This window comes from Delftia sp. DT-2 (assembly GCF_028401915.1).
Classification (GTDB): domain Bacteria; phylum Pseudomonadota; class Gammaproteobacteria; order Burkholderiales; family Burkholderiaceae_C; genus Comamonas; species Comamonas tsuruhatensis.
In genome coordinates this window covers 19,707-41,509 of the sequence record NZ_JAQOTI010000019.1, presented here as the reverse complement: position 1 = coordinate 41,509, position 21,803 = coordinate 19,707, and the positions used below count along the sequence as shown (strand labels likewise).

Here is a 21,803-nt window from a genome sequence, read left to right as displayed (position 1 = left end):
CGCTCAGTCCGGCTTGACCTGGGCGCGCTTGAGCACTTTCTGCCAGCGTGTCTGCTCGGAGGCAATGAACTGCGCGAACTGCTGGGGCGTGCTGCCGATGGGCTCGGCCGCATCGCCCTGCAGGCGCTTGAGCGCGTCCGGCGCCTTGACGGCCTTGGCGCACTCGGCGGCCAGCTTGTCCACGTGGGCTTTGGTCATGCTGGAGGGGGCGAGCATGCCGTACCACTGCGTCATCTCGAAGCCCGGGAAGCCCTGCTCGGCCACGGTGGGCACGTCGGGCAACTGGGGCAGGCGCTGGGTCGATCCCGTGGCGATGCAGCGCACCTTGCCTGCCTTGATGAAGGGCAGCAGGGCGGCAGCGCCGACCGAGGCAGCGTCCAGCCGGCCCGACATCAGGTCCGTCATCATGGGCCCCGTGCCGCGATAGGGCACGTGCAGCATGAAGATCTCGGCCGTCATCTTCAGGTACTCGAAGGCCAGGTGCCCGGCGCTGCCATTGCCGGCCGAGCCGTAGCTGAGCTGGCCGGGCTTTTTCCTGGCGTAGGCGATGAGTTCACGCAGGTTCTTGACCGGCACATCGGGGTGGACCACGTAAAGGCTGGGCACCTTGGCCAGCAGGCTGACGGGCTGGAAGTCCTTGTTGGCGTCGTAGGGCAGCTTGTCGAAGATGTAGGGATTGACGGCCAGGGTGCCGATGTGGCCCAGGATGACGGTGCTCTGGTCATCGGCGCGCGCCACTTCCTGCATGGCGATGTTGCCGGCCGCGCCGGGCTTGTTGTCCACGAAGACGTTCTGGCCCAGGGTCTTGGACAGCTCGGCCGCCGTGGAGCGCGCCACGATTTCCGAGCTGCCGCCCGGCGCAAAGGGCACGACAAAGCGGATGGGGCGCGTGGGCCAGGCGTCCTGCGCCAGCGCGGCCGCAGGCAGCAGGCCAGACAGGGCCATGGCGCCCGTGCCGGCCAGCAGTTGGCGGCGGCCGAGCGGGGGCAGGTCTGCGTGTTGAAGAAAGTCGCGCGAAGGCATGTCTGGTCTCCTGGCTATCGTTGTAGTGAATGGGCAGCGGATGCGGCGCCAGCGATGGTGGCGCCGGCGGCTGTCAATCTGCTGTCAAACCAGGGTCTGCAGGCTACGGAGATACCCGGGGGATCAGGCTTTTCCCTCGGCTCCCAGGGCCTGTCCGATGGCCTCGGCCGCCTGCAGGCCGCTGCGCACGGCGCCTTCGATGGTGGCCGGATACGGTCCATCCACATGGTCGCCGCAGGCCCACAGGCCGTGGCCCAACTCCATGCCGGGACGCTGCAGCTGCGGCAGGCAGGCGAAGGTGGCACGCTTGTCGATCACGGTGCGCAGCGCAACCAGTCCATGCCAGCCCAACTGCGCCTGGGCCTGGGCCTGCACCTGGGCCTGCAGGGTTTCGCGGTCCGATGCGCTGTCGCTGATGACGAAGGCCATCAGGCCCTGAGGGCCGCCGAGTTGCCCACGGTCGAAGACGAATTGCGCAGGTGCATCGGGCGTGGAGCGCAGCGCCAGCCAGGGCGCGCCCGGGGGCAATGTGTGGGAGGGATCGCCGGTCTGCGCATAGACGGTGGCAATGGGGCGGTGCTGCAGGTCCTGGGCCAGCTGCGCCCAGCGCTGCAGGGCTATGCCGTCGCGCGCAGGCAGGCTGTCGTGCTCGGCAGCGGTGAGTGCCAGGCGCGCCGCCTCGGGCGCGGGGCAGGCCAGCAGCACGGCGTCAAAGGGCGCGTCTTCGGCCTGGGCTGCGCCCAGCGTCCAGTGCGGGCCCTGGGGCTGCAGTTCGGCCACGCGGCTGCCCAGGCGCACGGCGTGGCCGCGCTCCTGCAGCCACTGCGCGGCCGGCGCCGGGAACAGGCTGCCCAGGTCACGGCGCGGCACCAGGAAATGCGAGCCGCCGCGGCCGCTGAACAGCGCATCGCGCAGCACGCGAAGGAACACCGTGCCGCTGGCCAGGTGAATGGGTGTGTTGAGTGCCGAGATGCACAGCGGGTCGATGAACTCGCTGACCAGGCGCTGCGGCAGGCCGGCGCACAGGTCGGCCACGGTGGCCTGCGGCGCGCAGCGAAAGCCCGCCAGCCGCCAGCGCACGGCGCGCGCCAGCAGGGCTGCACGCTCGCCCAGGCTCCAGCCGCGTGCGGTGGCAATGCCGGCCAGCGCATCCAGCGGCGCAGGCCAGTCGGGAAAGCGCAGGCCGCTGCCATCGATATAGGGCAGGGCCATGGGCTGGCGGTGCAGGGCCTGTTCAGGGTCCACGCCCACTTCGCGCATGAGGCGCAGGCTTTCGGTGTACGCACCGATGAGGATGTGCTGGCCGTTGTCCACGCGCAGCGGGCCCTGTGGCGTGTCCAGGTCCATGCCGCGCGCACGGCCACCGGGCTCGCGTGCGGCCTCGTGCAATGTGATGTGCCAGCCGCTGCGGGCCAGCGCAAGGGCGGCGGCAAAGCCGGCCCAGCCTCCGCCGAGGATGGCGGCGCGCGGCTGAGCGGCGCGCGGCGTGTGCTTGGCGCTGTCTCTGCTCACCGCGCCATGCGCCCCAGCGCCTGCATCTTCCAGGCCAGCCACAGCTTGCGCAGCGGCGGCAGGCTGATGCGCTGGTGCAGCACGCGGAAGTCGTCGGCCTCGATCTCGCGCAGCAGGGTGCGGTAGATGCTGGCCATCATCAGGCCGGGCTTTTGCGTGCGGCGGTCGGCCGCGGGCAGCAAGGCCAGGGCCTCGTCGTAGAGGCGGTGGGCGCGCTCGGCCTGAAAGCGCATCAGCGCGGTGAAGCGGTCGGAGTACTCGCGCTTGGTGATTTCATGCGCCTTGACGTCGAACTGCTGCAGCTCGCTGATGGGCAGGTAGATGCGTCCGCGCATGGCGTCCTCGCCCACATCGCGGATGATGTTGGTCAGCTGGAAGGCCAGGCCCATCTTGTGGGCGTAGGCGGTGGTTTCTTCCTGTGTCTGGCCAAAGATGCGCGCGGCCACTTCGCCGACCACGCCTGCGACCAGGTGGCAGTAGCGCGCCAGGCCCGGGAAGTCCAGGTAGCGGGTCTGCTCCAGGTCCATGCGGCAGCCGTCAATCACGGCCTGCAGGTGGCGCTCCTCGATGGCGTAGACCGGGGCGTGCGGCATGAGTGCCCGCATCACGGGATGCGAGGGCTTGCCTGCAAAGGCCTGGTGCACTTCGTTTTGCCACCAGCCGAGCTTGGTGGCGGCCACGCCGGGGTCGGAGACTTCGTCCACCACGTCGTCCACTTCGCGGCAGAACGCATAAAAGGCGGTGATGGCGGCACGGCGCTCGCGCGGCAGGAAGAGGAAGGCGTAATAAAAGCTGCTGCCCGAGGCGGCAGCCTTGTCTTGGACGTACTGATCCGGATTCATATGGGGCCGGATTGTCCCATGGACGGCTGGGAGCCAAAGCCTGGGTGTCGCAACGGCCGGCCTGCCATCACATGCGCAGGGCGCGCCACAGCAGCAGCGGCGCATCGGCCTTGCCGACGGTGGGGCGGCGGTAGAGGCTGGCGCCCTGCAGTGCATCGACCTTGTCCAGGATGCGCAGCCCGCCCTGCACGACCAGGCGCAGCTCCCAGCCGATGCGGCCCGGCAGGCGGTGCACCAGTGGTTCGCCGGACTGCATCAGTGCGCGCGCCCATGCCGACTGCTCGGCCAGCAGTGCACGCACGGCAGGGGTCAGTGCAGCGGGCTCGGCGCGCAGGTCTTCACGCCGCACGCCGTGGGCGGTGCAGTCGGCATCGGTCAGGTAGTGGCGCTGGCGTGGCAGGTCCACGCTGAAGTCCTGCCAGAAATTGATCAGTTGCAGGGCGGTGCAGATGGCGTCGCTGCGGGCCAGCGATTCGGCATCATCCACCCCGTACAGATGCAGCAGCAGCCGGCCCACGGGGTTGGCCGAGCGGCGGCAGTAGTCAAGCAGCTCGGCGCGGTCGGCGTAGGTGGTGCCGGATTCGGTCTTGTGCACGTCCTGCGCGAAGGCGCTGAGCAGGTCGTCCATCAGCGCCAGCGGCAGCTGGTGGGCGCGTACTTGCGGCGCCAGCCCTGCAAAGACAAGAGGCCAGGCCGTGCGGGTGAGCATGGAGGCCTCGCCTTTGGTGCCCAGCGCCATCAGGTCGGCACGGTAGGCGGCCAGCGCGGCCAGGCGCTCGGGCGGCGTGGCGTCGCCTTCGTCGGCCAGATCGTCTGCAGTGCGTGCGAAGTGGTAGAGCGCGGCAATCGGCGGGCGCAAGCGGGGCGGGCACAGCCAGGACGCCACGGGAAAGTTCTCGTAGTGCGTGACCGGGGCGGGGGAGGCGGGCAGGGGGGGAGCGGTGGACTTCACGGTGGCCGATTGTCGATGCTGCGCGCAAGGCCATGCATTTCACTTGACGGGCTCAAGGGCTTCTCCTAAATTACTAACCCGTCAGTCAGTAAACGGCGCCAGCCAGCTGCCGCGGCATGTTGCCCGGATCTTGCAGCCCGCAGCCGCTTTTCGCACCAGCCCTCCGGATCCACATGCCCGACTTGCCATCGAACCCTGCCGCGCGCGCTTTGCCGCGCCATCTTCTTCTTGCCCCTCTGTGCCTGGCCGCCGCGCTGGCGCTGGGCGCCTGCTCCAAGGCCGAGCCGCCGCCCGAGCCGGTGCGCGCCGTCAAGCTGCTCACCGTAGGCGTGGGCGCGCTGGACACGCAACTGGAATACGCGGGCGAGGTGCGCGCGCGCATAGAGTCGCGCCTGGGCTTTCGCGTGGCCGGCAAGCTCGTTCGCCGCGAGGTGGAGCTGGGCCAGCACGTGCAGGCAGGTCAGTTGCTGGCGCGGCTCGATGCCAGCGACTACCGGCTGGGAGCTGACGCCGCGCGCGCCCAGGTGGCGGCCGCGACCACGCAGCGCGATCTTGCCGCCGCCGATGTGAGGCGTTACTCGCAGCTGAAGGCGCAGAACTTCATCAGCGGTGCGGAGCTGGAGCGGCGCGAGGCCACGCTCAAGTCCGCCCAGGCCACGCTGGACCAGGCCAAGGCGCAGCTGGCATCGCAGAGCAATCAGGAGTCCTACGCGCAGTTGCTGGCCGATGTGCCCGGCGTGGTGACCGGCATAGACGCCGAACCCGGCCAGGTGGTGTCGGCCGGCTCGCCCGTGGTGCGCATTGCCCAGGACGGTCCGCGCGACGTGGTGTTCGTGGTGCCCGAAGACAAGCGCGGTGCCATCCGCGTGGGCCAGAAGGTGAATGTGCGCCCATGGTCGGCCGGCATGCAGCCGCTGCAGGGCCAGGTGCGCGAGGTGGCGGCCAGTGCCGATCCGGTCACGCGCACCTACCAGGTGAAGGTGGCTCTGCCCGCGTCGGATGCGGCCGCCGTGCCGCCGCTGGGCGCGACGGTCCATGCGCTGCCCGAGGGCATGGGCCCCACGGGCCAGCCCGTGATCAAGCTGCCGACCACGGCGCTGCGCCAGGAAGGCGGCGGCGGCCAGGGCACGGCCGTGTGGGTGTTCGATGCCGCCAGCAGCACGGTGAAGCTGCAGCCCGTGCAACTGGCCACGGCCGATGGCAACGAGGCCGTGATTGCCGCCGGCCTGACGCCCGGCATGCAGGTGGTGGCCGCCGGTGTGCATGTGCTCACGCCCGGCCAGAAGGTCACGGTCTATCAGGACCGTTATGACAAGGCCCCGCAGCCGGCACAGCAGCGGCCGCAACAGACACAGCCTGCACAGGCGCCTGCCGCCGCAGGCGCTGCGCCCAGCGGAGCGGCCCAATGAGCGGGCCCAAGCACAAGGCGCCGCAGGGCGGGCACTTCAATCTTTCGCGCTGGGCGCTGGACCATGTGGCGCTGACGCGCTATTTCATCGTCGTGCTGCTCCTGCTGGGCTTTGCCTCGTACTTCCAGCTGGGGCAGGACGAGGACCCGCCCTTCACCTTCCGCGCCATGGTGGTGCGCACCAACTGGCCCGGCGCCACGGCGCAGCAGATGGCCGAGCAGGTCACCGACAAGATCGAGCGCACGCTGCAGGAGGTGCCCTACGCCGACAAGATCAGCAGCTACTCCAAGCCCGGCGAGTCGATGATCATCTTCCAGCTCAAGGACAACTCGCGCCCCGGCGATGTCCAGCAGCTGTGGTACACGGTGCGCAAGAAGATCGGCGACATGCGCTACACCCTGCCGCAGGGCGTGCAGGGGCCGTTCTTCAATGACGAGTTCGGCGATGTCTATGGCGTGATCTACGCCCTGCAGGCCGACGGCTTCAGCTACGCCGAGCTCAAGACCATGGCCGACGACGTGCGCCAGCGCCTGCTGCGCGTGCCCGATGTGGCCAAGGTCGAGCTGTTCGGCGTGCAGGACGAGAAGGTCTACATCGAGCTGTCGCAGCGCCGCCTGTCGCAACTGGGCCTGGACATGAACCAGGTGCTGGGCCAGCTGGGCCAGCAAAACGCCATCGAGGGCGCAGGCGTGCTGCAGACACCGCGCGAGGATGTGCAGGTGCGCGTGGCCGGCCAGTTCCTGGCGGTGGACGAGCTGCGCGCCATGCCCATCCGCGGCGCATCGGGCGCGCAGCTGCGCCTGGGCGATATCGCCGAGATCCGCCGCGGCTATGCCGATCCGGCCAATGTGAAGGTACGCCACCAGGGGCGCGAGACGATTGCGCTGGGCGTGTCCATGACCAAGGGCGGCGACATCATCCGCCTGGGCAAGTCCCTGCGCGGCGCCGTGGGCGACATCGCGCGCACGCTGCCGGCCGGCGTGGAGCTGGCCAACATGCAGGACCAGCCCAAGGCCGTGGCCGACTCGGTCAACGAATTCCTGCAGGTGCTGATCGAGGCCGTGGTGGTGGTGCTGGCCGTGAGCTTCATCAGCCTGGGCCTGCACAAGCGCGAGGGCCACCAGCCGCTGTGGAAGCGCTGGTACATCGATCCGCGCCCGGGACTGGTGGTGGCCATCACGATTCCGCTGGTGCTGGCCGCGACCTTCCTGGCCATGTGGTACTGGAACATCGGCCTGCACAAGGTGTCGCTGGGCTCGCTGATCATCGCGCTGGGCCTGCTGGTGGACGATGCCATCATTGCCGTGGAGATGATGGTGCGCAAGATGGAGGAGGGCTACGAGAAGTACCGCGCTGCCACCTTTGCCTACGAGATCACGGCCAAGCCCATGCTGACCGGCACGCTGATCACGGCGGCGGGCTTCCTGCCCATCGGCATGGCCAAGTCCATGACGGGCGAGTACACCTTCGCCATCTTCGCGGTGACGGTGATTGCGCTGGTGCTCAGCTGGTTCGCCTCGGTGTACTTCGTGCCCTACCTGGGCATGCTGCTGCTCAAGCGCCCGCCGCACGCGGCCACGCTGCCGCCCGAGGTGGCCTCGGGCGAGGTGCCCATCGAGGAGACCAACCTCAATGCGTCCTCAGCCGAGCATGAGGTCTTCGACAGCCCGTTCTACAACCGCTTCCGGCGCGCCGTGAACTGGTGCGTGACGCACCGCTGGCTGACCATCGCCATCACGGTGCTGGTCTTTGCGCTGGGCCTGGTGGGCATGTCGCGCGTGCAGCAGCAGTTCTTCCCGGATTCCAGCCGACCCGAGGTGCTGGTGGACATCTGGTTCCCCGAAGGCACGTCGCTGGCCGCCAACGAGGCCGTCACGCGCCGCGTGGAAGAGCGCTTCATGAAGCTCGACGGCGTGCGCACGGTCAGCGAGTGGGTAGGCTCGGGCGTGCCGCGTTTCTACCTGCCGCTGGACCAGGTGTTCCCGCAGAACAACGTCTCGCAGTTCATCCTGGTGGCCCAGGACCTGCCCACGCGCGAGCGGCTGCGCAAGGCGCTGCCGGCGCTGCTGGCCCAGGAGTTCCCCGAGGTGCGCGGCCGCGTCAAGCTGCTGCCCAACGGGCCTCCCGTGCCCTATCCGGTGCAGTTCCGCGTGTCCGGCACCGATCCGCAAAAGCTGCGTGCCTATGCCGACGAGGTCAAGCAGGTCATGATCGCCAACGCCGACATGCGCGGCGTCAACGACAACTGGAACGAGTCCGTCAAGGCCGTGCGCCTGGAGGTGGACCAGGACAAGGCGCGCGCCCTGGGCGTGAGCAGCCAGGCCATCGCCCAGGCGGCCCGCGTCATGCTCAGCGGCTCCACCGTGGGCCAGTTCCGCGAGGGTGACAAGCTCATCGACATCGTGCTGCGCACGCCGTATTCGGAGCGCGACGCCATCACCGATATCGCCAATGCCTACCTGCCCACGGCATCGGGCAAGTCGATCCCGCTCACGCAGATCGCCAAGCCCGTGATGGTCTGGGAGCCCGGCGTGATGTGGCGAGAAAAACGCATGTTCGCCATCACCGTGCAGGGCGATGTGCGCGAGGGCCTGCAGGGCGCGACGCTGACCCATGCGCTGCTGCCGGGCCTGCGCGAGATCGAGGCGCGCTGGCACGCCGCGGGCGACACGGCCTACCGCATCGATGTGGCCGGCGCTGTGGAGGAAAGCTCCAAGGGCTCGGACGCCATCGTCGCTGGTGTGCCCGTGATGCTGTTCCTCACCTTCACGCTGCTCATGCTGCAGTTGCGCAGTGTCAGCCGTTCACTGCTGGTGTTCATCACCGGGCCGCTGGGCATTCCCGGCGTGGCGGCGGCGCTGCTGCTGTTGGGCCGGCCCTTCGGCTTCGTGGCGCTGCTGGGCGTGGTGGCGCTGATGGGCATGATCCAGCGCAACTCGGTGATCCTGATCGACCAGATCGAGACCGACCGCGCGCGCGGCGTGCCGGCCTGGGACGCCATCATCGAAGCCGCCGTGCGCCGCCTGCGCCCCATCGTGCTGACGGCCGCCGCCGCTGTGCTGGCCATGATCCCGCTGTCGCGCAGCGTGTTCTGGGGCCCCATGGCCGTGGCCATCATGGGCGGGCTGATCGTGGCCACAGTGCTGACACTGCTGGCGCTGCCGGCCATGTACGCCGCCGTGTTCCGCGTGCGCCGCGAGCCCACGCATTGATGCGGCGAAAACGCAGAGGCCGCCGCTCAAATCCGGGGTATGGCAATGCACCCCGCAATTGCGGCTAGAATCTGCGCCCTGACCTAGGAGCCGCCGCGCAGGCGGCTCCCCAAGAACCAGCGCGGGTGGCGAAATTGGTAGACGCACCAGGTTTAGGTCCTGACGCCAGCAATGGTGTGGGGGTTCGAGTCCCCCCCCGCGCACCACGCACCAACGCCGCTCAACTGCGGCGAACACTGCCCAAGCCCGCTTCCTGTAGAGGAGGCGGGCTTTTTTTCTGGGTCTTCGCTGCAAAGCGGAGCAGGTTGAAACCGGCACAAAACAGCGCAAAATCACATCACAATCCCGCGCAGATCCCGCTTGTGATCCCGCGCGTGCAGCAGGAGATGGGATGGCGTATTTCCGGAAGGTGAAGAACGGCTGGCGGGCCGAGGTGGAGCGTGCGGGTATTCGGCGCACCGCCACGCGGGCGACCAAGGCCGAGGCGCAGGGCTGGGCCGTGGCCGAGGAGGCGGCCATTCTGGCCGGGGCGCGCGGGGAGTTTCCGCGGCGCACGCTGGCCGAGGCGGTGGAGCGCTATCGGCGCGAGGTCACCGACAAAAAGGCGGCCAGCACGGCGCGGGCCGACCATTTGCGCTTTGATGCCTGGCTGCGCGAGTTCCCCGAGCTGGCCTCCAAGGTGTTCCACGAGATCACGGGCGACGACCTGGCGCGCTGGCGCGATGCGCGGCTGCAGCAGGTCTCTGGCGCCAGCGTGCTGCGCGAGGCGCAGCAGTTCCGTCCGATCTGGACGCTGGCGGTCAAGCAGTGGAAATGGGTGGGCAAGAGCCCCTGGCCCGAGATCAAGCTGCCGGCCAAGTCCCATGCGCGCCGGCGCACGGGGCAGTGGAGCGAGGTGCGGCGCATGCTGCGCTCGGCCAATGTCTCGCCGCGCCTGGCGCCTGTCACCGCCATGGAGCAGACGGCCTGGACCATGCTGGTGGCCCTGCACACGGCCATGCGCAGCGGCGAGATCCTGCGCATGGGCCGCAGCAATGTGGATCTCAAGCGCCGGGTCTACCACCTGCCGCACCACAAGACCGAGGCCAAGGTGGGCGAGCGCCATGTGCCGCTGACGCGCCGTGCCGTGCGCCTGCTGCGCGTGCTGGACGCCGCCGCCGAGGCTGCGGGGCGCGACGCCTACTGGACCATCAGCGACGCCAGCCGCGACACGCTCTACCGCAAGCTGCGCGACCGGGTGATGGTGCAGGGCCTGCGCTTCCATGACCTGCGCGCCACGGCGCTGACCTGGCTGAGCAAGCGCGTGGATGTGATGACGCTGGCCCGCATCAGCGGCCACGTGGATATCAACGAGCTGTTCAATACCTATTACCGGGAGACGGCCGAGGACATCGCGGCACGGTTGTAGGCAGGATGGCTGCCAGAAATATCACTCCAATATGATATGTTGACAATATTATTCTGGAGTGATAATTTCAATTCATCATCTTGAGATGATATTTTGAATGCCCTGGCCAGGAGAACACCATGGACCACCTGTTGCAACTGCCCGATCAGCTTGCGCTGCACCTGAAGTCGCTGCGCAAGGCCGCTGGCGTGAGCCAGGCCCAGCTGGCACAGCGGCTGGGCGTCACCCAGTCGCGTGTGGCGGCGATAGAGCGCGACCCGGCCGCCATCAGCGTGCGCCAGCTGATGGAGATCCTGCAGCTGCTGGATGCCGATCTGCTCATGCGGCCCAGGGCGGATGCGGTGGCTTCTCCTGCGTCTGCACCTGCACCCGTGCTTGTGCCTGTGCCTGCTGCGTTGAGGGTGGCCGAGCCAGTTCCACAACCATACGCGGGTGACAACGTGCCCCGCAAGCCCGCCGACCGCCCCGTGGCTTTCAAGCCGCAGGCGCTGCCGCCGCACTGGCAGGACCGCAAGCCGAAAGGGTCCTGGTGATGGCGGCGCTGGGCGTCTGGATGAATGGGGAGCGGGTGGGCACCTGGGAGGTCACGCGCACGGGCCGCCATGTGTTCGCCTATGACCCGGCCTGGCCGCAGAGCGCGCATGCGCGGCCGCTGTCGCTGTCCATGCCCTTCACGCGCGACCTGACGGTGGCGGGCGAGGTGGTGGCCCACTATTTCGACAACCTGCTGCCGGACGGCGAGGGCATTCGCCGGCGCGTTCACCAGCGCTTCGGGCTGCGCGGGATCGATGCGTTTTCGCTGCTGGAAGCCATTGGCCGCGATTGCGTGGGTGCCGTGCAACTGCTGCCCGAGGGGGCCGTGCCCGAAGGGTTCGACCAGGTGCGCTTCGAGCCGCTGAGCGAGGCGCAGATTGCAGAGCACCTGGCCAGCCTGGGTGGCGGGTTTGGCGCGCTGGAGGTGGACCAGGAGTTCCGGCTGTCCATCGCCGGTGCGCAGGAGAAGACGGCGGTGCTGCGCCATGGCGGCCAGTGGTGCCGCCCGCTGGGCGCGACGCCGACCACGCATATCCTGAAGCCGGCCATCGGCGTGGTGCCGCACTGGCACTACGACCTGAGCGAGTCAGTGGCCAATGAGTGGCTGTGCGCCCGCCTGCTGGCCGAGCTGGGCTTTGCCGTGGCCGACAGCAGCATCGAGAGCTTTGGCGGGCAGCAGGTGTTGTGCGTGGAGCGCTTTGACCGCGCCTGGACGGCCCAGGGCTGGATTGCGCGTCTGCCCCAGGAAGATTTCTGCCAGGTGCGCGGCGTTGCCAGCGCCAACAAGTACGAGACCCACGGCGGGCCTGGCATGCTGCAGTGCCTGCAGGTGCTGCAGCATGGCAGCGAGCCTGCCCAGGATTGCGCCCGCTTCGTGATGGCCCAGCTGGCATTCTGGCTGCTGGGGGCCACGGACGGGCATGCCAAGAATTTCTCGGTGTTCCTGCAGCCGGGCGGAGGCTATGAGATGACGCCGCTGTACGACGTGCTGTCGGCCTGGCCCATCATCGGCCATGGCCACGGCAAGATCGCCCGCCAGCGCGCCAGGATGGCCATGGCCCTGCCGGGGCGCAGCCGCCACTACCGCCTGGGCGAGATCCAGCGCCGCCACTGGAAGGCCTTGGCCGAGACCACACGCATCGCAGGCCTGTGGGAGAGCATGGTGGAGATGGTCGAGGCGCTGGACGGCGCCATAGCCCGGCTGCAGCCGCGCCTGCCGGCCAGCGTGCCGCAGCCTATGGCCCGGCAGATCTTCGACGGGGCGCGCGACCAGGCACGCCGTTTTCTTGCGGGCAGCGATCACTGAGCGCACGGCGATGGCCTGGTGCCGGCTCACCGGCGCCCCTCGGCCCAGGCCTTGACGTCGGCCATGCGCCAGTAGCGGATGCGGCGGCTGGCGTTGATGAAGGGCTTGGGAAAGTCCGGGCGCTTGGTCAGGCGCGCGGTGACGTGCTCGCGGCTCAGGCCCAGGTAGTTGGCGATGCCCTGGGTGTCCAGGCGCGGGGCGCTGTGAAAGAGTTCCATGTTCTGTTGCGTCATTGCGGTGTTCTCCGATGTCGTGTCCGGTGCTTGGGTGCTTGATCAGGCCTGGCGCGGCGTGATGGACTTGCCTGCCTTCTTGCGCTCCACGCGTTCAACTCGCTCGACTCGCAGAACGGGCCGGCCGCTGGCCAGCAGGGCGCAGGCCTGGGCGTGGCTGGCGCTGGCCGCCTTCAGGCGCAGCACGGGCAGCAGGCGGGCGTCGGCCAGTTGATCCAGCTGCGCGGCGTCCACGCCGTGGGGGATGAGGGTGGCGCGGTAGCTGCGCAGGGCGGTGATGTTGTGGTGCATGGTGGGTCCTCCTGGGGTGGATCAGCTGGTAAAGAACGGGTGGTTGGATGGCGTGGCGCCGGATGCGGGGCGGTGCAGCACGGAATGGGGCACTGAATCGGCACCCGAATCGGGCCCGGCCGGGTTGGCCCGGTCCTCGCGTTGGTGCCCGCCGCGGCCGATGAGGGCGCGCAGCGTGTGGCCCGTGAGCCGGGCCGTACAGTTATTGAAACCAGTCCAAGCGCGCGCCAGCGGCGCGCGGGCGGGCAGGGTCGGCGGGGCCACGTCGGCGACCTCGGCACCCTCGGCGATATCGGCGTTTTCTGCACCTTGGGTTTCCTGGAACTCCAGCGTGGCGCGGGCCACGCTGCGCCAGGCGATGCGGCGCGAGACCAGCCACTGGCCGCGCCGGGTTTCCAGGCCTACCACGCGGCCGCAGCCGGGCGCGATGGCCTCACCGTATTGGTTGACGGCGCCGGCGGGCACGGGGCGGCGTGCCATGCGCAGGTGCCAGCGGTCGCGGGCCAGGCAGTGGCCGCCCATGGCTTCCATGTAGCGGCGCCAGTCGGCGGGGATGTCGGGCCCGTGGCGGTGGCTGGCGCCCCAGGCCTTCCAGCTGGCCTTGTCGCCTTCGATGCGGATCTGTTCGACCTGGTCCTTGCTGACACGGCGCAGCTCGCGCCAGACGCAGACGCTGGGCATGCCCACGGCCTGGAACTGGCGAATGCCCCAGCAGGCGGCCCAGGCGTCCACGCGGCGGTGGCCGGGCATGCCGCCCTGCTCCACATCCCACAGGCGGCCCTGCACCACGTCGAGGTGGTCGGCCAGGGCCGCATGGCCCACGCTCTTGGCGATGTACTTGGCCACGTAGCCGGCAGCGCCGCCGCCGGTCATGCGCTTGACGTTGACGCGGTTGCGCTGGGCGCCGCGCTCGTCGCCATCTTCGCTGAGCCACCATTTGCGGATGGCGGCCTCGATGTGCCGGGCGTGCTCCTCGCACTCGGCCCAGACCAGGGCGTGCCAGTGCGGCGTGGCGTCATGGTGCGGCTCGGCCACGCGGATGCCGTACATGGCGATGCGCTGGCGGCCCAGGTGCGAGCGCACGCGCGCCCACATGGTGCGCAGCCACAGCTGGGCATCGCGCGGCGTGCTGTGGCCGTCGTAATGGGGATTGGGACGCGGCCGGCCGCCGCTGCCCAGCGTGACGGCGTGAAAGCGGCTGGGCGCCGTCAGCGTGAGAAAGAGGCCGACATGGCTGCGCGCGTCGGCATATTCCTCTGCGCCGCGGATGCGCGTCATCAGCTCGCCGCCGCGGATCACGGGGTTGGCCGGCGACAGCGCGGCCAGCTCGGCCAGGGTGAAGACCTGGCCGGCCTCGTTTCGGTAGAGGCTGCGCTCCAGCGCGCGGGCGTTGCGTTCGATCTGCGCGGTGCGCCGGCGCACGGTGGCATTGCTGGCATAGCCGCCGGCGCTGCGGTTGACGATGCCCAGCTTGACGGCGCCGGCCTCCACGGTGCGCGTGACGTGGCGGCGCAGCATGCGGCGCCACCAGGCGGCATCCAGCGCGCGGCGGATGGCGGGCTCGCCGGCCAGCGGCGTGCTTTCCTGCAGGCCCAGCATGCGCAGCATCAGCCGCACCAGGTCCACGCGTGCGGCCAGGTCCATGTTCTGGGCCTGGGCGCCGGCGTCGAGCTCACCGACTTCGTCGCTCAGGCGCCTGGCCATCTGGCAGATCTCGTAGTCGTCCAGATTCCACTCGGCCGCACGGCCGTGGCGGCTGGCAAAGTCGTCAATGGCGGCCAGCGCGTCGTGGCAGGCAGCCCATTCGGGATGGCCGTTGGCGTGTTGCGCGCCCTTTTGCCAGTCGCCCAGGCCCAGCAGCTTCATGGGCTGCAGCCACTGCGGCGGCAAGGCTTTTTCCAGCGCCTGCATGGCGCGCTGGACCATGTGGGGGCGGGGCTTGTGCTGATCCCATTGCTGCAGGCTGGCGGTGCGCAGCCTGCGGCCGGTGGATTTGGCGGCGAGCAGGACGGACATGGGCTCAGGTCCTCAGGGCCAGCGCGCGCAGCGGCAGCAGGCAGCTGCGCAGCGCGCGGATCTGGCGGCGGATGGCGTCGCGCTCGGGCGGCGGCATTTCGCGCCAGTCGCGCAGGGCCAGCTCCTCGATCTCGCCGTCTATGCCCGCCAGCAGCACCAGGGCCATGCGGTAGTGGCTGGCCAGGCCCGCCCATTCGCGGCTTTCGGCGCTGCCGCAGCGGCCGTTGGCGCAGCGCTGCGCGGCCTCGCGCTGCAGTTCGCGCAGGCGGATGCGGCAGTCCTGGACGCTCAGGCGCTGATAGGCCTCGGGCAGCGCGGGCGGGTCCTCGGGCCGGTATTCGGGCCGGTATTCGGGCGCGGGCGCATCGTCTGCCCGCAGCAGTCGCATCAGATCGGAAAGGCGCAGGTCGCCGAGCTTCATGGTCTGTCCAGGTCGTTTCAGGGTGAGCGCATCCCGCAGGGCCTTCATGCAGGCTCCGCAGGTTGCGGGAAAAAGGGGGGGGGGCGGCGGTGCAGGCGGGCTGCCCGCGCGCCGGGTGGGGCGCCGTCAGGAGAAGGCGCCCCGGCCGCGCTAGCTGCGCGCGCCTTCGGTGGATTGGGCGGATTCGGCCGCCTGGGCTGCGCGGTGCGCTGCGCCTTCGTATTGCGAGGACGGCATGGCGTCCAGCTGGGTCTGCAGCAGCTTGCGCTTGATGTGAGTGCTCATCGGCAGGATCACCATGGGGTTGGGGATGGCGCTGGGGCTGATGGTGCGGTTGATCTCGGTCACCGCCGAGAACACATGGCCGCACTCGAAGTTGCGGCACTGGAAGATGGTCTCGCGGCTGGTGCTGGTCAGCTGCAGGCTGGTGCGGGTGTAGGCGTGTTCGTTGCAGTGGGGGCACATCATGCGCATGGCAGGCTCCTGGGGGCAGTTGGGATCGAAGACAAGGCGGTGAACAGGTCGGCGCGGGTGGCTATCGCGCTTGATCGGCCTGGGGCAGCGGCGGCATCTGCTGCTCGTACTGCTGCATGCCCATGCGGTACAGCTTCAGCGCGAAGTTGGAGGCGCTGCGGCTCTCACGGCTGGCATAGCGGGCGTGGCGTTCGCGTTCGGATGCCGTCATGCGCAGTGGCACGGGCCTGTCATGAAGCACCGGATCCGCAGGGATACCGGGCACGGCTCTGGGGGAGTGCATGGCTGTCATGTAGTATTTGGGATGGTTTGGATGGTTTGGTTACACGCTGACTGCATCATTGCTTGAAATTTCGAGCATGTCAATTGATGAATAGAAGAAATTTCGATCACATCGGTGAAAGGCTGAGGCAAGAGCGTCTGCGTCTGGACGTGGCGCAGCTCGCCATGGCCGACGCCTGCGACGTCTCGCGCGGCACCCTGGCCACCTGGGAGAAGGGCGAGCAATCGCCCAATGCGGCCGCCCTGGCCGTGATGGCGGGCCTGGGCGTGGATGTCCTGTATGTGGTCACGGGCCAGCATGCGAACGCATCGGTCCAGACCCTGGCGCCCGACGAGCGCGAGCTGCTCGATTGCTACGGCCGGGCCGACGATTCGGGCCGCGCCGCCATCATGGCCGTGGCGACACTGGCCGCGCGCTGAACGGCCTGCGCCGGCCGCTCCAGGACGCGCTCTACCTGCCCCTCTCGCTCACTTGGCACGCGTCTCCAGCGTCAGCTTGGAGGTGAAGCCGCCGTCGCCCAGCTCGTGCTGGATCTTGACGACCAGCCACGGCGTGTCATCGATCTCTGCCTTGAACCCCTGCAGCTTCAGCGGCGTCTGCGGCATCAGGTCGGGCCGCGCCAGCGCCAGCTTCAGGCCCATGGTGGCCTTGGCGCGGTTGATGCGGCCCATCTCGGCCTTGGCGGCGGCCTGCGCCTCGGCCTCGCTGCCGTAGGTGTCCTTCAGGCGCTTTTCGTTGTCCTCGGCGCCCTGCGTGGCGCTGCGTTTCTCGGCACGATCCGCGTCGTTCCAGTACGCGCGCACGCCGCTGTAGTCGTTGCGCGCGGCCGTGTGGTAGGCGTGGCTGTCGCCCTCGGTGCGCGTGAGCGTGGCGGCCTCCACGGTCTGACCGCCGGCGGTGATCTTGCTGTCGATGGCGATGAAGGCCAGCTTGCCCTTCTTGACCGTGCACACGGCGTCGTACTGCCGCGCCAGGCGGCTGCAGAAGTTCAGGTCGCTTTCGTGGGTCTGGTCGATGTGGTCCACGCGCAGGTTCTCGAACTGCGCGTCCACGCGCACCTGCAGGCCGTTGCGCTGGGCGATGCTGCGCACGATCTGGCCCAGTGTGCTGTTGTGGTAGCTGTGCTCGGAGCGCGTGCGCAGCTGGCGCTTGAGCTCGGCCGAGCGCGCATGCACCACGATTCTGTCGGGCGCACCCTGGTGCTCCACCTCGTCCACCTCGTAGGTGCCCTTGTCGACCAGGCCGTGGCCGGCCCAGCCCAGCTTCAGCGCGATCTTGGATCCCTTGCCCGGCAGGGCCAGGCGCCCATCGCTGTCGTCCAGCGTGATGTCCAGCTTGTCAGCCTCTTCGCCGCGCGATTCGGACAGCGTCAGGTTCATCAGCCGCGTGTCCACCTGGCTGGTGATGTTGCGCCCGTCCAGGACGATCTCGTACTGGGGCTTGGCGTGCAGGTATTCCTGTGTGGCCATCAGATCCACCATTCCCAGAAGTCGTCATCGGGCCAGGGATCGACGCCGCCGCCGCCTTCGGCCAGGTGGTCGTCCACGCGGGCCAGCTTGAGATCGAACTCGATGCGGCGCGGCTTGCCGCCCGGTGTGTAGTGCGTGCCGGTCTGCTGCAGGCTCTCGATGACCCAGGCGCCCAGGATGCTTTCGCCGCCCACCAGGGCCCATGCCTTGCCCTGGTCAGCCATTTCGCGCAGGTCGTCCAGCGACTTGGCCGTGCCCCGGAACTCGGGTGCGAGCACGCCGGTCAGCCCCAGCGTTTCATCGCCCGGGCCCAGAGACTGGCGGGCGGGGCGCGCGCCCACACGGCTGTTGCTTGGGTGGCGCCAGGTGCTGCTGCGCACCAGCTTGTCGAATGCCAGTGTGTCGATGCCGAAGGCAAACTGGCCCAGTGTGATCAGCATGCTCATGCTCCTCAATCGATATCGGACAGCTGCGACAGCACGCTGGAGCGCTTGGCCATGTCGCGGCGGTCCAGCTCGGCGGCCACGGCGCGGGCAATGGCCTGCGCATCCTGGCCGGGCGCAGCGTTGACGGTGATATGGATGGTGGCGCCGGCCACCGGGGCCGGTGCCGGCGCGGGTGCAGCGGCGCTGGCCAGCGGCGGGCGGCTGTCGATGCGCACGGCGCCCGTGTCGGCCATGGCCGGCATGGCGCCCGTGGCCAGCGTGGCCGCCGTGGCTGCGGCCGCGACACCCTGGCGCAGTGCGCCGGCGCGGCCCTGGTCGGGTGCTGACGCATCGCCGGACTTGAACCATGAGCCCACCGACGAGGCCAGGCCGCTGATGCCCTTGCCGGCCAGGTCAGAGACCACGCCGAACAGGCCGCCCGTGGCGCCATCGAGGCCGGCCTTGCCGGCCTCCAGCAGCGTGCCGCCGACGCCCTTCCAGTCGCCGGCCTTGAAGGCGGTGGAAAGGCCATCCCAGTTCTGCATGATCGAGCCGCCCGCGCCCATCAGGCCGCCTGCGAGCCGGCCCATGGGTGTCATGCGCACCAGGCCCATCAGCGATGCGGCTGCACCACCCAGACTACCGCCCAGGCCACCGCCGACGGCGCCTGCGGCACCCAGGCCGGCACCCAGCAGGCCCATGACGGCGCCCGCACGGCCCTTGCCTGCACCGCCGCCGAAGATGCGGCCTGCAGCGCGGCCCGCGCCGGCCAGGGCGGTGCCTATGCTGCCCATGGCAGCGCCGCGGCCCATCATGGCCAGCGACAGGACCACGGCTCCCAGGCCGCGCCTGAGCACGCCCGCAGCGTTGCTGGCCATGCGCAAGCCTCCCGACAGCAGACCCATGGCTCCGCCACCGCCGCTCATCATGGACAGGGACAGGACCACGGCGCCCACGCCGCGCCTGAGCACGCCCGCAGCGTTGCTGGCCATGCGCAAGCCGCCGGCCAACAGGCCCATGGCACTGCCGCCGCCGCCCATGGCCGCGCCCAGCAGGCCGAACACGGTGCGCGTGAGCAGCAGCGGCGCCAGCAGGCCGAACAGCACGCTGCTCACCACGCCGACGCCTGCGGTCAGCAGGCCCAGCACGGCCACGATGCGCAGCGTCCACTGCACGATCTGGGGATGCTCCTTGACCCAGGCACGCATGCCTTCGGTCATCTCGCGCAGCGTGCCCAGCACGGCCTTGAGGTCGGACTCGATGGTCGAGCCCATGTCGCTCAACAGGCCGTTGTAGCTGTCCTTGACGGACTCGTATTGGGCCGAGACCGAGTCCTTCAGGATGGCCACGCGCCCATCCAGATCCGCCTGTGACTTGAGCTGGGAGGCGATCTGCTGGTAGCCGCCCGGGCCCTGCTGGAGCAGCGCCTCCAAGGCCTTGCGCGTCTGCGCATCGCCGCCCGCCAGCTTGTCCAGCGCAGCGGCGCGCAGCTTGTCGCTGCCCAGGCTCTGCAGCTTTTGCAGCTGGGCCATCATCTGCTCGGTGCCGCCGAACTTGCCGCTGGCGTCCTTGAAGTCCAGCGACACGCCCTGGCTCGCGAGCATCTTGTTGACCTGGCCCAGTTTGGCCGGGTCCATGGAGTTCTTGACCAGGTTGCCCACGGCCTTGCCGGCGGCCTCGCCGCTGATGCTGGCGTCGTTGAGCATGAGCAGCAGCGGCGCGAACATCTGTCCCGACCTTGCGCCCTGCTGCCCCAGCTGCGGCAGGGCCTTGCCGATGGCGTCCAGGCCCTTGACCATGCCTGTGGGGTCCAGTCCCAGGTGGGAGGTGCGCTGCACCGTGTCGGCCAGTGCGGCCATGTCGCCCGCGCTTGCGCGGGTGGCCTGCTGCAGCTGCGCCGCGAACTCGCCGGCCTCCTTGGCGGGCATGTTCAGCACCGCGCCCAGGTTGGCCGCCTGCCGGGCCACGCCGCCCAGCACATCCTGCGAGGACACGCCCTGGCGCTGCAGCTGGTTCATCATCGCGATGTAGTCGGCCGTGCTGCCGGGCATGTCGGTGCCCAGGCTCTTGGCCATGTCCAGCACCTGCTGGTAATCGGCGCCTGGCTTGCCGTTGCTGCCCGCCATGGTGGCGCGCAGCTGTGCGGCGGCCTGGTCGTCGGTCATGAAGGCCTGGCTCACGGCGCGCACGGGCGCCAGCATCTTGCCGCCCGTCTCGCGCAGCGCCTGGCCGCGATCGGCCAGGTTCTTGCTCTGCTCGCGCAGGGCGTCGATCCTCTCCAGCCGCTGGGCGGCCGGTGCCACCACCTTGCGCTGCTTTTCCATCTGGGCCGTGGTGGCGCGGATGTCGCTGTGCAGCTTGCGCTCGTGCGCGGACAGGTTGCCCGTGTCCACGCCCGCGCCGCGCAGGCCTTCGCGCATGTCCATCAGGCGCGATCGCTGCGTGGCGCGCAGCAGCGCCAGGCGCTCTTCCTCGACCTGGGCCGAACGCAGCGCGCGCAGCATGGCGCGCGAGGGCTGCTCGCCCGCGCCCGATTCCAGCCGCAGCTGGGCCATCTGCTGGCGCGCGCCGCGCAGCCGTGCCGTGGTGTCGGCCAGGCCGCTGCGCAGCGCGCGGTAGTCGCCCAGCTGGGCTTGCTGCTGCTGCAGCTTCTTCAACTGGTCGACCGTTTCCTTGAGTTCCCGGGCCGTGTTGCTGCTGGTTCTGCCCAGCAGCGCTAGGGGCTGGTGCACGCGCTCGGCCTGCTTGAGCACCTCGTCCAGGCGCAGGGTGTCAACGGCCATGGAGGGCTCCCTGGCCGGTGCGGTTTTGGCGTTGGGTGGAGGTCATGGGCAAGGGGCGTGCAAGAGAGGGGCGAGAGGCGGGCGATGGAGTGGAGGTGGTGCTCAGTCCTGGCTCAGTCCTGGCTTTCGTAGCGCTCGCGCGCCCGTTCATGCCATTGGCCGAGTTCGGCCAGCGACATGTCCTCCATGTCCGCCGGCCGCCAGTGGAAGACCATGGCCAGGTCGGCCATGGCGTCCTCTACGCGCTCGGGAATTGCTCCCTCTGCGCCTTCGGCACCAAAAAAGAGGCCACCTCCGTACCGAGGGTCACCAGGTCGGCGGGGTCCAGCTGCAGCACCTCGGCCTTGTGCAGCATGGGCTCGGTCACGCGCGGCAGCAGGGTCTGCAGCGCGGTCACGTTCATGTGCAGCAGCTCGACCAGCGACAGGCCGCGCAGCGCGCCGGCATTGGGGCGGCGCACCAGCACCCGGGCCAGGTCGCCGCCGGGGCGCTTGAGCGGCACGTCGAGCGTGATCTCGCGCGCATCGCCCGATGCGAGGGCGGCCGCGTTGGCGGCAGCCTGGTTCTGGAGGTCTTCCTGGGGCTTGGTGGTGTCCATGATGTGTCAGCGTTCGGGTGAAGAAAAGAGGAGGACCGGGCCGGCCGGCCCGGTCAGTTGAGCCAGGCTCAGATGCCCAGCGCGGCGCGGACCTGGGCCAGGCGGTCGATGCCGTTGACGACTTCGACGAAGTTGACCGGATCGATCTCGATCAGCACCTGGCCGTTGATGGACAGGCGGTAGTAGCTGACGGCCAGCTTGTACTTGATCTCGGTCTTGTCGCCGGCCTTGGCCTTGCCGGGGTCGAACTCCGAGAAGCGGCCACGCATGACCACTTCCAGCGAGTCCACGCCTTCGCTGTCATCGCCCTGCAGGGCGCCGGCGAAGCGCAGCAGCACGCCGTCGTGGCGCAGCGTGCCCCAGGTGGAGATCAATTCCTTCATGTAGCCGGCAGCGGTCAGGTCGGCCTCGATGGCCTCCATGCCGAAGTCCAGGCTGACCTCGCCGTTCATGCCGCCGGCGCGGTACTTCTCCATCTTGCGGGTGAGCTTGGGCAAGCCCACTTCGGGCATGTCGCCGATGTACGAGTTGCCATCCACGAAGGTGGCGAAATTCTTGAGAGAGCGGGGCAGTCCCATGGTGCTTTTCTCCTGTGTATCCGGTGTGTTCGGT

The 21,803-nt window shown here is 69.3% G+C and carries 22 protein-coding genes and 1 tRNA gene; 7 read left to right on the top strand and 16 right to left on the bottom strand.

What is annotated here, in order from left to right; all coding sequences use genetic code 11:
* Window positions 1-3: 3 nt before the first annotated feature.
* From PO605_RS26715 to hpnC, 4 genes are all read right to left on the bottom strand, one after another.
* Entirely contained in the window at window positions 4-1,023 is a 1,020-nt protein-coding gene (locus PO605_RS26715) for a Bug family tripartite tricarboxylate transporter substrate binding protein (protein ID WP_047472479.1), read from the bottom strand.
* A gap of 123 nt (window positions 1,024-1,146) precedes the next feature.
* On the bottom strand, window positions 1,147-2,535 hold the full coding sequence (hpnE, locus tag PO605_RS26710) for a hydroxysqualene dehydroxylase HpnE (RefSeq protein ID WP_272207153.1): 1,389 nt from the start codon (window positions 2,533-2,535) through the stop codon (window positions 1,147-1,149).
* Window positions 2,532-3,377, bottom strand: coding sequence for a presqualene diphosphate synthase HpnD (gene hpnD / locus PO605_RS26705; RefSeq protein ID WP_016449592.1), 846 nt, complete (start codon window positions 3,375-3,377; stop codon window positions 2,532-2,534). The genes hpnE and hpnD overlap by 4 nt, the downstream gene beginning before the upstream one ends.
* A gap of 67 nt (window positions 3,378-3,444) precedes the next feature.
* Window positions 3,445-4,329 (bottom strand): squalene synthase HpnC, encoded by an 885-nt coding sequence (gene hpnC, locus PO605_RS26700; RefSeq protein WP_272207152.1) that lies wholly within the window; start codon window positions 4,327-4,329, stop codon window positions 3,445-3,447.
* Window positions 4,330-4,502: 173 nt separating this feature from the next.
* Between hpnC and PO605_RS26695 the strand changes: the two genes are divergently transcribed.
* The 6 genes from PO605_RS26695 to PO605_RS26670 all read left to right on the top strand — a co-directional run bounded on the left by PO605_RS26695 (window position 4,503) and on the right by PO605_RS26670 (window position 12,198).
* Window positions 4,503-5,738: an efflux RND transporter periplasmic adaptor subunit gene (locus PO605_RS26695; RefSeq protein WP_047474065.1), complete on the top strand. Its 1,236-nt coding sequence runs from the start codon at window positions 4,503-4,505 to the stop codon at window positions 5,736-5,738.
* A complete protein-coding gene (locus PO605_RS26690; RefSeq protein ID WP_047474064.1) occupies window positions 5,735-8,950 on the top strand; it encodes an efflux RND transporter permease subunit in 3,216 nt (1,071 codons plus the stop codon). Before PO605_RS26695 ends, PO605_RS26690 begins: the two co-directional genes overlap by 4 nt.
* Before the next feature lie 119 nt (window positions 8,951-9,069).
* Window positions 9,070-9,156, top strand: a tRNA-Leu gene (locus tag PO605_RS26685).
* A 185-nt stretch (window positions 9,157-9,341) separates the two neighbouring features.
* On the top strand, window positions 9,342-10,358 hold the full coding sequence (locus tag PO605_RS26680; RefSeq protein WP_272207151.1) for a tyrosine-type recombinase/integrase: 1,017 nt from the start codon (window positions 9,342-9,344) through the stop codon (window positions 10,356-10,358).
* A 119-nt stretch (window positions 10,359-10,477) separates the two neighbouring features.
* Complete coding sequence (locus tag PO605_RS26675; protein ID WP_272207150.1) at window positions 10,478-10,891, top strand: helix-turn-helix domain-containing protein; 414 nt, start codon at window positions 10,478-10,480, stop codon at window positions 10,889-10,891.
* Window positions 10,891-12,198, top strand: coding sequence for a type II toxin-antitoxin system HipA family toxin (locus tag PO605_RS26670; protein WP_272207149.1), 1,308 nt, complete (start codon window positions 10,891-10,893; stop codon window positions 12,196-12,198). Before PO605_RS26675 ends, PO605_RS26670 begins: the two co-directional genes overlap by 1 nt.
* 26 nt (window positions 12,199-12,224) lie before the next feature.
* On the opposite strand, the gene PO605_RS26665 is transcribed toward PO605_RS26670, so the two are convergent.
* The 6 genes from PO605_RS26665 to PO605_RS26640 all read right to left on the bottom strand — a co-directional run bounded on the left by PO605_RS26665 (window position 12,225) and on the right by PO605_RS26640 (window position 15,916).
* Window positions 12,225-12,431 (bottom strand): helix-turn-helix transcriptional regulator, encoded by a 207-nt coding sequence (locus PO605_RS26665; RefSeq protein ID WP_012204496.1) that lies wholly within the window; start codon window positions 12,429-12,431, stop codon window positions 12,225-12,227.
* Between the two features lie 42 nt (window positions 12,432-12,473).
* Window positions 12,474-12,722: a hypothetical protein gene (locus PO605_RS26660; protein WP_043825231.1), complete on the bottom strand. Its 249-nt coding sequence runs from the start codon at window positions 12,720-12,722 to the stop codon at window positions 12,474-12,476.
* Between the two features lie 21 nt (window positions 12,723-12,743).
* The gene (locus tag PO605_RS26655) at window positions 12,744-14,738 is read right to left on the bottom strand and encodes a replication endonuclease (RefSeq protein ID WP_272207148.1); all 1,995 of its coding nucleotides are present in this window, start codon (window positions 14,736-14,738) and stop codon (window positions 12,744-12,746) included.
* A gap of 4 nt (window positions 14,739-14,742) precedes the next feature.
* Window positions 14,743-15,159 (bottom strand): hypothetical protein, encoded by a 417-nt coding sequence (locus PO605_RS26650; RefSeq protein WP_272207147.1) that lies wholly within the window; start codon window positions 15,157-15,159, stop codon window positions 14,743-14,745.
* A 150-nt stretch (window positions 15,160-15,309) separates the two neighbouring features.
* Window positions 15,310-15,633 (bottom strand): ogr/Delta-like zinc finger family protein, encoded by a 324-nt coding sequence (locus tag PO605_RS26645; protein WP_043825225.1) that lies wholly within the window; start codon window positions 15,631-15,633, stop codon window positions 15,310-15,312.
* Window positions 15,634-15,694: 61 nt separating this feature from the next.
* Window positions 15,695-15,916, bottom strand: coding sequence for a hypothetical protein (locus tag PO605_RS26640; RefSeq protein ID WP_224986487.1), 222 nt, complete (start codon window positions 15,914-15,916; stop codon window positions 15,695-15,697).
* Between the two features lie 86 nt (window positions 15,917-16,002).
* Between PO605_RS26640 and PO605_RS26635 the strand changes: the two genes are divergently transcribed.
* The gene (locus PO605_RS26635) at window positions 16,003-16,335 is read left to right on the top strand and encodes a helix-turn-helix domain-containing protein (RefSeq protein WP_012204502.1); all 333 of its coding nucleotides are present in this window, start codon (window positions 16,003-16,005) and stop codon (window positions 16,333-16,335) included.
* Window positions 16,336-16,383: 48 nt separating this feature from the next.
* Here PO605_RS26635 and PO605_RS26630 read toward each other — a convergent pair whose 3' ends face one another.
* The 6 genes from PO605_RS26630 to PO605_RS26605 form a co-directional block, all read right to left on the bottom strand.
* The gene (locus tag PO605_RS26630) at window positions 16,384-17,385 is read right to left on the bottom strand and encodes a contractile injection system protein, VgrG/Pvc8 family (protein ID WP_272207146.1); all 1,002 of its coding nucleotides are present in this window, start codon (window positions 17,383-17,385) and stop codon (window positions 16,384-16,386) included.
* Complete coding sequence (locus PO605_RS26625; RefSeq protein ID WP_012204504.1) at window positions 17,385-17,825, bottom strand: phage tail protein; 441 nt, start codon at window positions 17,823-17,825, stop codon at window positions 17,385-17,387. The genes PO605_RS26630 and PO605_RS26625 overlap by 1 nt, the downstream gene beginning before the upstream one ends.
* Before the next feature lie 11 nt (window positions 17,826-17,836).
* Complete coding sequence (locus tag PO605_RS26620; RefSeq protein WP_272207145.1) at window positions 17,837-20,593, bottom strand: phage tail tape measure protein; 2,757 nt, start codon at window positions 20,591-20,593, stop codon at window positions 17,837-17,839.
* A 113-nt stretch (window positions 20,594-20,706) separates the two neighbouring features.
* A complete protein-coding gene (locus PO605_RS26615) occupies window positions 20,707-20,823 on the bottom strand; it encodes a GpE family phage tail protein (protein ID WP_012204506.1) in 117 nt (38 codons plus the stop codon).
* A gap of 8 nt (window positions 20,824-20,831) precedes the next feature.
* Window positions 20,832-21,191, bottom strand: a complete 360-nt coding sequence (locus tag PO605_RS26610) for a phage tail assembly protein (RefSeq protein WP_012204507.1) — start codon at window positions 21,189-21,191, stop codon at window positions 20,832-20,834.
* Window positions 21,192-21,259: 68 nt separating this feature from the next.
* A complete protein-coding gene (locus PO605_RS26605) occupies window positions 21,260-21,769 on the bottom strand; it encodes a phage major tail tube protein (RefSeq protein WP_012204508.1) in 510 nt (169 codons plus the stop codon).
* Between the last annotated feature and the right edge of the window lie 34 nt (window positions 21,770-21,803).